Annotated in this window: 11 protein-coding genes and 2 pseudogenes; 5 read left to right on the top strand and 8 right to left on the bottom strand. The window is 56.8% G+C overall.

Translation table 11 applies throughout. The annotated features are described in order from the left end of the window. Positions 1-164 precede the first annotated feature (164 nt). Both AB7008_RS08655 and AB7008_RS08650 read left to right on the top strand, forming a co-directional pair. Positions 165-1,118, top strand: coding sequence for a hypothetical protein (locus AB7008_RS08655; RefSeq protein WP_038936648.1), 954 nt, complete (start codon positions 165-167; stop codon positions 1,116-1,118). 132 nt (positions 1,119-1,250) lie between these two features. Then, a complete protein-coding gene (locus AB7008_RS08650; RefSeq protein WP_038936646.1) occupies positions 1,251-1,991 on the top strand; it encodes a UPF0489 family protein in 741 nt (246 codons plus the stop codon). A gap of 894 nt (positions 1,992-2,885) precedes the next feature. Here AB7008_RS08650 and AB7008_RS08645 read toward each other — a convergent pair. The 8 genes and pseudogenes from AB7008_RS08645 to AB7008_RS08610 form a co-directional block, all read right to left on the bottom strand. Beyond that, positions 2,886-2,972: pseudogene (locus AB7008_RS08645) on the bottom strand (50S ribosomal protein L7/L12); the annotation flags it as partial. Next, positions 2,965-3,783 carry a hypothetical protein gene (locus AB7008_RS08640; protein ID WP_038936644.1) on the bottom strand — a complete coding sequence of 273 codons (819 nt, stop codon included), beginning with the start codon at positions 3,781-3,783 and terminating at the stop codon, positions 2,965-2,967. The pseudogene AB7008_RS08645 and the gene AB7008_RS08640, both read right to left, overlap by 8 nt. A 28-nt stretch (positions 3,784-3,811) precedes the next feature. After that, positions 3,812-4,462: a GTP pyrophosphokinase gene (locus AB7008_RS08635; RefSeq protein ID WP_038936643.1), complete on the bottom strand. Its 651-nt coding sequence runs from the start codon at positions 4,460-4,462 to the stop codon at positions 3,812-3,814. Beyond that, positions 4,437-5,444, bottom strand: a complete 1,008-nt coding sequence (locus tag AB7008_RS08630) for a hypothetical protein (protein WP_155795447.1) — start codon at positions 5,442-5,444, stop codon at positions 4,437-4,439. Before AB7008_RS08630 ends, AB7008_RS08635 begins: the two co-directional genes overlap by 26 nt. 47 nt (positions 5,445-5,491) lie before the next feature. Continuing rightward, positions 5,492-7,045, bottom strand: coding sequence for an LA2681 family HEPN domain-containing protein (locus tag AB7008_RS08625; RefSeq protein ID WP_081369385.1), 1,554 nt, complete (start codon positions 7,043-7,045; stop codon positions 5,492-5,494). Between the two features lie 201 nt (positions 7,046-7,246). Further along, positions 7,247-7,453 (bottom strand): hypothetical protein, encoded by a 207-nt coding sequence (locus AB7008_RS08620; protein ID WP_038936640.1) that lies wholly within the window; start codon positions 7,451-7,453, stop codon positions 7,247-7,249. Then, complete coding sequence (locus AB7008_RS08615) at positions 7,450-7,746, bottom strand: hypothetical protein (protein WP_038936639.1); 297 nt, start codon at positions 7,744-7,746, stop codon at positions 7,450-7,452. Before AB7008_RS08615 ends, AB7008_RS08620 begins: the two co-directional genes overlap by 4 nt. A 74-nt stretch (positions 7,747-7,820) precedes the next feature. Then, the gene (locus AB7008_RS08610; RefSeq protein ID WP_038936638.1) at positions 7,821-8,351 is read right to left on the bottom strand and encodes an HNH endonuclease; all 531 of its coding nucleotides are present in this window, start codon (positions 8,349-8,351) and stop codon (positions 7,821-7,823) included. 387 nt (positions 8,352-8,738) lie between these two features. Here AB7008_RS08610 and AB7008_RS08605 point away from each other — a divergent pair. From AB7008_RS08605 to AB7008_RS08595, 3 genes and pseudogenes are all read left to right on the top strand, one after another. Continuing rightward, positions 8,739-8,915 (top strand): annotated as a pseudogene (locus AB7008_RS08605) (dephospho-CoA kinase); the annotation flags it as partial. 1,320 nt (positions 8,916-10,235) lie between these two features. Continuing rightward, a complete protein-coding gene (locus tag AB7008_RS08600; protein ID WP_155795449.1) occupies positions 10,236-10,619 on the top strand; it encodes a hypothetical protein in 384 nt (127 codons plus the stop codon). A 10-nt stretch (positions 10,620-10,629) separates the two neighbouring features. Next, complete coding sequence (locus AB7008_RS08595; RefSeq protein WP_038936635.1) at positions 10,630-11,787, top strand: hypothetical protein; 1,158 nt, start codon at positions 10,630-10,632, stop codon at positions 11,785-11,787. The last annotated feature ends 41 nt before the right edge of the window (positions 11,788-11,828 follow it).

Genomic DNA, 11,828 nt, shown 5'->3' with positions numbered 1-11,828 from the left:
GTCATCGGGCTACAGGTCCGCGGCTTCCAAATCGCGGCTTCCCACACGGTTTGCCTGGGTACGAGGTATCGGCGGCGCAAACAATTTGGGGTTGAGGCCCCTTATATGTCTTGCGATGAGCCAAGCAAGAGGCAAAATGCCCCTGCCCATCCCGAGGGGGAGCAATGATGTCCGCGCATCCTAAACCGCCCGTTTTACGGCAACCGGCCACTCCGACCTTTTACGCGGTGGTCGCATTGGTCGCGGCCCTGTTGGCATTCTTCGTGGGGAGCTATCTATTCACTCATCTGGACGCGCTGGTGGCGAACGCCTTCGGAGACCAGGCGTACTACCTGCTGCTGCTCTTCTTGGCGCTCGTCTGTGCCGTCGTCCTGTTCGGCGTGTTGCGTTCGATAGGATCGGCCCAAGGGCAACTGTTCGGCGCAGCGTTCGAATTTGGCGGACCGGCGGCGCTATTTGTGTTTGTCATTCTTGCGGGCGGTTTTCTATTCAAGGGAAAGCAGACCGATTTCCCATTGACGATCAAGCTGCGCACGGATGACCAACAGACTATGGAGGGCAAGTTTGGCAAGGATGCGATCGCAAACTCGTCGTTGTTGATTGACCTTGGCCCGCTCACTCAACCCGTCAAGCTCAACGGCGATGCGGTCGGAGAGATTCAGATCATCCCATTCCGCTTTCGAAAGACGCCTATCGGCGTCAGTCTCGACTCGAAATTCTTCATACTCAAGGAGCCGAAATCCGCTTACCCGATACCGGATGATGCCGTTCTGACCCTCATCGTGGTGCCAAAGCCGAAAAAGACAATACAGGCCCGCGTGCAAAGTTCTCAGCTCTTCCGAATAACATCGGGAGGCACGTCTGATGGCCACAGTCCCTTCTGCCAGCCGCGAACGGTCCGGGGATGCGTGCTTCCGCAACACGGGGGAAAGCTTGTTCCGGGCTCCGGCAATGTGGTTGATCTCCAGCGGAATAGCGACCGCGGGAAGTTTCAGTTGGCCATCAATACGCCGGATCAGATATGCATGGATTTCATGTCAAGCACGGGCGCATGTGAGACGGAGATCTATGTCCAGGGATACGTTTCCGCGGTCGAGGAATTTGAAGACAAGAGCTAACCGCCCGCCATGTCCTTCGTCGTCGTTTCCGGCCTCACATCTTGATTGCGAGGCCGAAGGGTTTAGACGCGCGATCGGGCGCTGCGCCTGAACTACCCCGCTCCGTTGCTCCTTCGAGCTTGAGGTACGTTGATGTCGGAAGCATCCGAAGGCGAATGGCTGGTCCCGTTTCGCGGCAGGAACTACTCAGGTGCCTTTTCCCAAAACTTCTTGTGGAGGCGCCAGAACGTATACGTGATGGACAACCATCGCGCGGCGCTGTGGTGCTGGCTGCAACATATCGATCCGAAACAGCGGTATTCTCTCTTTCACGTGGATCAGCATTACGACACGCTTGCTAGCCGGATGACGACCTGGCTGGATAATCTGCCGCCCGCTTGGGACCTTGGTATCGATGAGTATCTGGCGCGCACGGTCAAACACCAGGATATTCCGCAGCCGCTCCCTCTGTTTGGCTGGGACAATTATCTATCGATCTTCTTGGCCGTGTTCGGAAACGCGATGGACGCCGCCTACTTCGCGACCCATGGTGAGGGAACGACGCCAAACTGCACCCATATGAACTGCGATCTCTGGGATGTGCCTTCCAACCTCGATTATTGGTTGAATGAGTCTCATGCCCCTTGGATTTTCAACCTCGATCTGGATTACTTCTTTTGGCATGGAATCGACGCCGAACGACCTCAGTGCATGATGACTGAAGCATACATCTCGAATTTGATGAGGATAGTCAGCGCTCATTTGAGTAGCGGCAAAATCAGCGTGCTAACAATCGCGCTCTCACCCGAATATTGTGGTGGCTGGGAACACAGCGAAGCGGTTCTGGATATTGTCTTGAAGCCTCTGGGAATCGAATTCGCCCTTCCCCGTTGACTATCGCTTCGTCAGCGAAGCAAGCTTGGATGACTCAAATTCCCAGAAGCTCGGATCATCGCTCTTGGCATAGTCGTCGTACCGGCGATCGCCGATCAAGATTGGCCACATCCACCAATTCGGACTCATGCATGATGCGACCAGATAGGTTTCATCGGGCCTGTCCTCGCGCGCCTTGGCCAACGGCAGATAGACGTCAGCTACAATGGAGGGATTGGTAAGCTGGATGTCGTTCTGCTCCAGCACGAGAATCGATTTGGCCCCCTCGTTCGCTTTCCACGCGGCAAGCTTCGGAAATTTCTTGTCGATCGCAGCCTTCATCCGGTCCCTGCGCAGCTTCTCGATATCATCCACCGTATGCCTGATCTGGAAATGCTTGCCAGGAACGATTGGCGGCTCGAACCGGCAAAGGGCTACATCAAATGGCACATTTGGCGGCCGCGAAGGGCCGACGCCGTTTCCTTTGTAGTCCGGATAAGGACGCTTGGGGATTGTCGGCGCGGTCGTCTTTACCCAGTCGATGATTGACTGCTGAATCGCCGATAGTTGAGCTGGCTTGCGCCCATTAAGCGAATTGATCGGCAGGTAAAGTTCGAACAGAGCATCCGTTCCGAGCGCATCTTTGAGCACGGTGGTGATCGGTGCGAAGAGCTTCTCGGTCTGCGCCTCCATGCGTATGTGGCCATCGAACGGCTCGATGCCGGTATGCTCGAGCGCATAAAGCTGGCTGCCCAGATCAAAGACCACCTCGACCGGGTGCTGGTGATTTTCCTGCTCGGGCCATCGGAGGTTTGCACGTACCTGCTGTTCGCGCGCTTCGAGACGGCGCACAACTGCATCACAGACCTTACCCTCATTGAAGCTGAGATGCTTTCTCTTGAGCGGCCTCTCGAGCCGCTCGCGAAGCATCTTCGAAAGCTCCGCCGCTTCAAGCACCGTTAGACTGCCCAGTTGATTTATCAGTTCCGGCAGATCAGCCATGACTCGCTCGTTCTTTGAAAAGTTGTTCGAAAGCCTTGGCGATAGCTTCGCGGCCCGGCCCCCAATCTTCCTCGAAAAGTATTCGGCTGTCTTCCGGGAGGGTAAAGGCCGGGCGAGCGATACGCACGAGCAAGTAGCAAATCGCGTACACGCTCAGAGCTGTAAAGAACGTGCGCATCAAGACTTCGTGCACGTACACTGGCCCATTGCTCTCCCAGAGAGCGCCGTCGCTTGAATCCGGACGCGAATGCGTGAAATTGCATAACTGACGAAACGTGCTGCTGAGAATCTCTCCGTCAGCGAACAGCCAGTTGTACTGTTCCTGAGTTAGCATCCCATGCAGTCGCTTTCTGATGCGCGAGAAACCCAGTTCTGAGCCGCTGGTTTTCCATGTGACATAATCGGCGTCGGTTGGCTTTAGGTTGCCATACGAACCGATCATGACCAATTCGAGCGCCACACGAAGTTCTGCCATGGCAGCTCGGTAGTAGCCGTGCAGCAGGAGAAAGTTGACGCACTGAAACGCATCGGCGGCGTCCAGCATGCAGTTGTAGAGCTCATCGGGATGATCGGGGTCACCTATGGCAACAATCCAGTCGCTCCACAGGCTGTAGAGTAACTTCAACCGGATGCCATTGTGGTCTGACGTGCGAATGGCCACGTCGTCGGTAAGATGAGTAATGCCGGCCCATGTTTGTTCGTCAATCAAGTCGGTCGGCGTAATATCGTCTCCATCACTGATGGCAAAATCATCGGGTTCAAGTTGATGCCTGATCGCGCGGAAGTCTGTAAGCGGCAGCTTTCTCGTCATAGGCGTTCCGTGACATTGCCGGCGCGGGTCAATGGGTGGCGCCGCCCGTAGTTCCGGCGCGCTCCCGAAACAGATCGTCGAACATCTTATCCGCGCCCCACGCCTGGGCAGACGTGTAGGCGAGACTGCGTGTTTGCTGCGGTGTAAGAGGAGCTTCGCCCGGCTTGTAGCCGAGATCATGCTCCGCCTCGGACCACGCGTGCTCAAACAAGGTTTTCACCTGCAATTCAAAAAACCGCGGGATCATTTCTTTGGACCATCCGGCGCTGATGACGTCGGACGGTATTGCGAGGATGTAGTGCCGTCCGAAATATCCAAACTCCCAGTGGGACTCAGGCACATGGTCCCGATACTCTATGGGTCTGAACCATTGCTGGATCAGCGGATCAAGCCGAGCAACATCCGATTGGTAATATGTGATGATGCGCGCGCCGACTTGGTCCTGAATCTCAGCTAGTGGCTCCTGATATTTTGGCTTCCCGTCGACCAGCTTGGCCGCCTTGGCGACAAATCTGTCGATATCCTTCGGACGTGCCGAGATCCGGTCAATCCGCGGTTGCCCTTCCAGGCAGCGAGACAGATAGGCGCGTAGCTCATCGGCGAGTGGAGCCAGAACTTTCTCGCGGCGCTCCTTGTACTGTTCCCTTAGGTCGTCAGGCTTTTGGCTTGAGCTTGTCATTGATTACCGTGCCCTGTGTCGTAAACCGAACTCTGTGCGCGCTGCCGTCAATGGCCTCTTGCCTGAAGACGTGGTCGAATTCGGCGGACGGTGCGGTTAGGGTTGCGCCATTATCGAGCTCCATTGATCGATATGCCATGATGCTCGCGAAATCGGAGGCGGAGAACAGGAAGCGTTCCTCCGCCAGATGCGGATTCCTGAGTTGTTGCGAAACGGACTCGCGCGCTGGGGCCGATAGATTAAAGCGATTAGCAAATTCGTTGATGCTTATCGATATTCGCGGAAGCGTCCTTGCGAGCGTCGCAGCCGCAACGATTTCCTGTTTCACCGCGATATCGGCTGTTTTGATCGCGTCTCGTAGAGTGGTCGCGAGGCGGGAGGTGCCCTGTTTCGGGGTTACGCGAAAATCGGAGGCGAGGAAGTCGGCAATCCAATAGTCGGCGCTTTCGCCGGCAGGGTTGGTTTGCTTATCGATCGCTTTGCCATCCCAAAAGCCGGCGCGCAAAGATGCATCCCGATAAAGGACGGCTTTGTAGGATGTCTTGTTCTTCATGAACACGCGTTCAAGGAACGCAACGTCGAGACTTCGAGGATTCTCCTCGACGAGGATCGCGCTATCAGTCGGAAATCGGGAGAGTACGATCTTGTGCTCACGTCCTTCCTTGCCGACGATCAAAAACAGCAGACCGATTCCGGCCCGCCGGTCGGTATGAACTTGCAAGCGCTCGGCGATGGCGCGTCCGCTCGGCAGCGTTGGACTATCGAGATGAGCGCAAATGGGATCGCGGCAGGGATTTTGCTGCACCCCGCCAGTGGATTTGAAGATGATGTCGATGTCGCATTCCTGGTCGGCACGGGTGTAAATCCCGTCGAGCAGATCGAACATGCTGCCCGTTAATGGGACCGACGCACCGTTGATCTGTCGAATTTCCGAACTTTTCCCTGGGTGAACCAAATAGGTATGAATATGCTGAACGGGCACTGCTTTCCCCCTCGCCCCGCTTTGCGCTTTTTTCGAACACTAGCCCGTTAAAGTTGCATGAACAAGCCCGGCGGATCGAGAGATGCCGGTGGGCGCTCCGAAGCAGCGCTCGGACTGCTCTCAGACCTTCCACCTGTCGGACCAACGATCGAGGCCATCGGCATTTTCAGGCCCTTCGGTCCAGCCCGATCACGCTTGTTCTCTTCCTGGTGCATGCCGAGTGCCAGATAGATCAGACCGGCGCGGGCAAGACGATAGAGTTGGATGGTCTTGGCGTTTAGTTCGCTCGGGGCAACTGAGTAGGCCAGCCGGTCAGTCCAGGGATCGGGCGTTGCGCTCGGTTTTTTGCGTATCAGGATTTCGTGCACCCGCAGATAGCTATGTTCGAGGTGATTGCGGATCGTGTAGAGCTCCTTTGCGTCGGGCTCCATGGCGTCCTGCAACACGGGATCGAATAGATCCTTGGCGAGCCAGTAAAGGGCGCGGAACGGCAAGTTCTTGGATTGCAGGAATTCCGGCCGGACGGGTCGGGCTGGATCGCATCTCTCGTACCAGATCGTCTTGAAGTAAACGCGCCGGGCCGGAATGCCGAGTTTGGCGTAGTCGTTCAGGAAGAATGCTATCTTGTCGAGCACCGAATAGGCGATGCGAAAGGCAGCCTTTACCTTTTCAACCGCAAGCGAATAGCTGGGATAGTCGAGCGTGTTGTAAAGCACAACATCGCGGTCGGAAAAGTGTACCGTGTCGGAATGAAGGCCCTCGAAGAGCAGCCACCGACCCGAGACGTACTCTTGCTTCATTTGATCGAAGAAGGCGATGAGCGATGGAGGTTCTCCCAGATTGCTTGTGAAGCTTGGAAGAGAAAGCAGATCGATCGCGGCAATGCTGTGAGGGCCGAGATCATTAAGGGGATTCAGGAATAACCCTTGATGTAGTGCCCGACGGCGGTATCGACGTTCGCTCGCCGATCGTCCAATCCGTTCACGGTCCCACTTGACGCTTTTTGCGTGGTCGAGATGGATGGCGGCCTCGATCCGCTCCTTAACACTGGCAAAGAATTTGGTGGCGCCGACACCTTCAGGACCTGCATATCTGGTCTTCGGTGAAAGAGCGCCAGACAGATCTTCGTAGGCCCGAAGAAAAAACAGGCCGCGATGCTCGTCGTCATACAGACTTGAAGCATATCGTGTGAGGCCAGAACCGCGATTTCCTCGAGCCATTCCGAATTTGGGATCAATCGAGAGCGCACGCGTCCATACGGCTACAGCTTCCACGTAAGGGCCGAGCGTATTGAGCTGGTTACCCAGATTGGTGAGTATCTGGCAGCGACGCAACGCCGACAGCTCTTCAAATCCTGGCGCGTTCGCGGCGCTTCTGAGATGGAATATCTCATTCTGTAGTTCCGGCTGCTCCCATTGCCATGCCGCATCCGGGTCGCGATGCTTCAGCCGTTTGCGGTTGGCCCAAGCGTTGGCACGGAAGTAGTCGAGCAAGACCCGCTGCTGCTTCGTGAGCTTGCTGTGATTCAGAAGATCGCACCATTCGAGCGCAAGCACGGTTGTATCATCGCGACCGAGATCGCCGGCAAGGTCGATCAGCATCCCAATTCGTTTAAGCGCAGCGCTGCCAGTCTCCGTTGCCTGTGGGGCCCCCAGAGCGATGAGCTTTTCTAGTATTTGAGTTGGGTCGATGCTCATAAAGGCGAGAGTAGCGAGATTTGCGGGATCTTTGTTCGGGATTGTGCAGGAAATCCACCGCCCAAACGGCCCTCGAACTCACGGAATATCGCCGCTCCGGCACCCTCACCCAATGCTATGCGGCTTGTTAAGAAAGAACTCGCGATTGCCGAGCGCGGCCTCGGCATACTGACCGATCGCGACCTGGATCGCCTCGATATGCATCCGGCACCATCCCTCATGGCAGGAAAGCTTGCGCGCGTGGTTGAGCGCCACCAGAAATTCCGGCGGGTCCTGCATGTCGGAGAAGTAGACCGCGCGGCTTGTGGTCATGCCAGAGCCACCTCCCGCGGCACGAGGCGGCGCTTCGCGACAGAAACGCGCGACGGCGTTGGCGGCCGGCGGGGAATGAACAGGTGGTGCACGAGAATGGGCTCGTTGTCGCCAAGCATGCTTCGCTCCTTGACCAGCCCGCTCATCACCGTGCGCATCTTCGAAATCTCGGATGCCACGAAGGAGCAGTCCTCATCCCGGTTGATTTGCTCATGCATGATGGCTTCGGCCTCCTTCATGCTGACGCGCAAAGCCCTGATGACCCGCCGGATTTCATTGATGCGATTGTCCATAGCTTGTCTCCCTGCTGGACAGGCAGCACAAGAACAAATCAGGAACACAAAGTCAATGCCGCGAGAGGCGAAGTCTATGCCGATTTCAGGAGGGAGCGGTCTTGAAGCTGTGCGCGTCGCCAGAGATGAACGAACCGCACGCCGATCTTGTCCAGCCTGTCCCGTTCCTCGAACGGAACACCCTCGAGCCTCGGCTGCCGTATCTCGATGAGCGCTTCAATGATTTCGTGCATGAGGCGGTGGTGCGTCGGACAGAGCCAGCACGACTCCTGTATCGCCTCTGGTTCACCGGCGTCGAACTGAAGCGCGAGCGGATAGATGTGATGCGCCTCGGTGATGCTCTCATACTGACCGCATACCGAGCATGGACAGCGGGGGCCTGGATCAAAAGCAAGTCGTGCCGCGGCAATCCACAGGCGCCGGCGCGCAACGCTACTCTTGTACGCCTGCCTGGCCTCCGCCCACGCTTCGGCGGCGAGCATGGCGCGCTGACTCGGCGTCAGCGCTTGCGTCATCCGCTCGCGGTAGTCATCGAAGCTTTCGCCATCGCGGACCGGCAGGATATCGCGCGCGTGACGCTTCATGAGTTCGAACCACGGGTCCATCCCGACTCGCCTTGTCTGGCTGAATCAATGGGAACAGGAAGGATAACCCGCCGGGAGGCAGGGCCAAATGGTGGCCGCCAACTTGTCCACCACGTCCAACGCAATGAAGAAGCGAATATGCTCGTCGGGGCCGCAGTCGCTAGAGAAATCGCCGGGCCGTCCTGCGAAGCGCTTGAACTTGCCGGGGGCACAACGCCCCCGGCAAGCCTAGTTCGAATTACAGGCCATTACCGCAACCACCGGCGCCGTAACCGCCGCTGCCCGTGCCGCAGCCGTCCCACCCGCTATTCCCGGCCGGGTTCACGCCGGCCTGCGCAGGGCCCGCTTCCTGGTGTTGCTGACCTTGCGTGGATCACGCTGCGAGGCATTCCTACGGGAGCTTGTGGCGGCGTTCCCGTCTACGACGCCGATGCTGCCGTCCACCAGCTCTACGAGGGTGAGGCCGCGCCCGCGATCGAGGCCGCCTTTCCCGGCACCACCGCGAACGGCAAGGTCGATCGTCCACTTGCCAGAAAGTGCACTGCCACTCTGGCCGACCGCGTTGCCCTCGTGGAACGAAGAGTTGGTTGTTGTAGTATTTCAGCTATTTAGCTGTTGCATCTCTGCAATGCTCGCATCAATCGCCTAATGCGCCCCACGCCTGGATTGGCGACGCTCGCGCTTTCCCAAGCATCAGCTGATCTACTTGGTCAACCTGCCTGCTGCATTCGACCAGCTGAACGCTTCCTAAACAATCTCTGCAAGGTTGTAAGGTTCTAGTTTCGCACCATCTTCACCATCGTCAACAGTTTTTGATGACGCCCCCTGTCGCAGGGCGGACAGACAGCCACGGTGGCACGCACAATGCACATTTCTGCTCGCCGTTTCCGGGCAGGCCAGCGATTCCTGACTGCGTCTTCGATTGGCCTGCCAAAACCTGCCTTGCCGCGCGAGTTCAAGTGAAGATTGATCGGACTGTGATCTCCTCTTCGGCTTTAGCAGAAGTCTGGTTATGGGTCCTTCTGCGACATTTGCGTACGGCCGAATTTCCGCTTTGCGCTAACGCGAGCCTTGGACGCCCCGCCCCTTTTGCAAGATCACCTCCGCTGCCCGCCTCATCCTTCTGCACGATGAAATGCGCTGCAATACTCCGCTCGCAAGAACGGGATTGAATATAAACCTCGTTCACGATACTACGCCCACTCAATCATTAAGGACGAGATTACCGCGTTGATTTGCGAGAACAAAGTTTCAAAGCTCGCGATCAAATCCCGACGGTATAGGCCCCCCAAATTTTCGGTCTTGAATTCACAGGGAAATTCATGATGCTTGGAGGAGTGGCTATTTCGGCAAGTATCGGAGTCAATCGATTGACTGACGCGCGCTTAGCCACAAGGGCCACCGCTTCGCACCATCTTGATTCCGACACTGTCGATGATCATGAAAACCATGGTTCGGTCTGTACGGTGATGGCTCGCGCCGCTCACCCGACCACTCCGTCCTTGGGCATTCCGTAGGCTTGCATTCAGCGCTCAGTCGTGAGCGACTGGCTGGCTTACCCCCAGTGGGTGACCGCCAGCCGCATCGTGCTGACGTCCGCCGATCGGCGGCCATCTCGGCGTGCGAACACCAGCTCGACCGGGAGCCTAGACCGTAGGCTGAGGGCTGGATGCCCAGCGCGACATCGACGCGCTGAAGCAACGGGTGGGCGGCGCTATTGTTTTCCGGGTCGTTCGACGCCTCTTCTCGTAATCGCGCCGTTGCGACCTCCGGAAGAACGTGCAAAATTGTGGGCGTTCGGCACGTTGCAGCGTCTTGTCGGCACGACGCAGCAGACGTCTGATATTGCGATTGTTTTTTCTTAGCCGCCTGAAGCGCGCCCATCCAAGCAAGATGGAGGTTGCATTGACCGAAGACCAAGACATTGAGAGAGAAGTCCTGATAGCCGTTTTCCCTAGGGAATGCCAGTTACTTGGCGCCACTAACCTGCAACACCTCATCGAGGCGGCCGGCGACGAACGATCCGTTGACGTCAAGGGCGGCAGGGACCTGAGCCTCAAGCCGGTGATCGAGGCTATGAAGGTTGGCTTGGATGCCGTCCGCCAAATCAAGGCGGACTATCGAAAGAAATTCCCAGACAAGCCTTCAACTGAAATCATCATCGAGCTTAAGGGTAAGAAATACACATTTCGGACATCGGACCCCAAAATGGTCACGATGATAACCGAGGTCGTTCCTAAGCTCGTCGATGAAACGGTCAAGCAGATCGACAAAAAGCGCACAAAGTAGATAGCCGGGGATGACCTCGCTGAACGTGAGGATCATAGGCAACTTTATCCTCGGCATTGTTGCCGCCGGATCGGGGAATTCGGCAACCTGGCTGTTCGTAATCCTGGCGTTGTCAAGCTGGTCCTCCGCCTTAGGCCTTTCGCTGCTCATTGCCTGGATGATCGCTCTTTCCGATTATCTCGCGAGAAAGGCGATTCACACTGAGGCGTATAGCCGGCAGGCGGACGACGCTTATTCTGCCGTTCAAGAGTGCTTGACGGGCTACGACATCGTCGAAATTAGCCCCGAGCACTCGGTGAACAAAATCGAACCTTTTGAGAAGGAGGCTGGCTTTGCCGCCTCCCGCGTACTCTCATTAGTGCCCAAGCCCGGCTACGAACCATACTTGACTCTCAAGGCCTTCCTACAGCCGCCGAGGGGCCCTTGCGGCACAGTGGTCCTGCTGCCGCATTCGGACGAATTCGGTATCATGGAGCGCTTCTCAATGCTTCACGAACTCAACCATTCGTCAGCAGCGGGACACATCTGGGAATTGAACGGCACCTCTCCATTGCGAAGATTGTGGATGATCTATGTAGCAATCGGTTTGGCTTGCGCGAATTGGTATTTGGCGGTGCCGCTGCTGGTCCTGTTCCTGATCAACGGCTTCATTCTTGAGAATGAGGTTCTCATGGAAGCCGACGCTGATTGGAACGCATGGAAGAATTATTATCGCATTTTCGGCCACAACGAAACCATCACGGCAACCCAACTCGTCGAATGCTTCTTCAATCTCAAGGCGAGGCTCGACGAGCATCCAAAGCTTTTCAAGGGGCGGGCCGAACTCGCCGCCAGCTTCCGTGGGGCCCTGGAGAAGAGTTCGCCTTCGCGGCTGAAGCGCATCCTACATGTTCCGAGCTTGTCGCTGGCTATAATTGGCATAGAGGCGGTCCTCATTGGCGTCGTTGCGATCGCAATCGGCCTCTGGCTGGCAGTCCCCGAGAAGCCTCCGATTGGACTGTTCGTCTTCGCTTTGGTCTCCATGTGGGTCAACATCATTGGAGATTTTCTTACGCGCAAGCGGCTCAGCGCCTCATCCCACCGGCTTGCTGTCTTGGTAGACGGCTTGCTCGTCCAGGCTGCGGTGAAGCGGCTCAAGGAGATCGAGATGGCAAGGAGCGACGATTAAACTGGGTCTGCCGCAACATTACCTTGGGCCTCAGTGCGGCG

Source organism: Bradyrhizobium sp. 521_C7_N1_3 (genome assembly GCF_052075975.1).
Classification (GTDB): Bacteria; Pseudomonadota; Alphaproteobacteria; order Rhizobiales; family Xanthobacteraceae; genus Bradyrhizobium; species Bradyrhizobium japonicum.
This window is presented reverse-complemented; position numbering and strand designations above follow the sequence as displayed.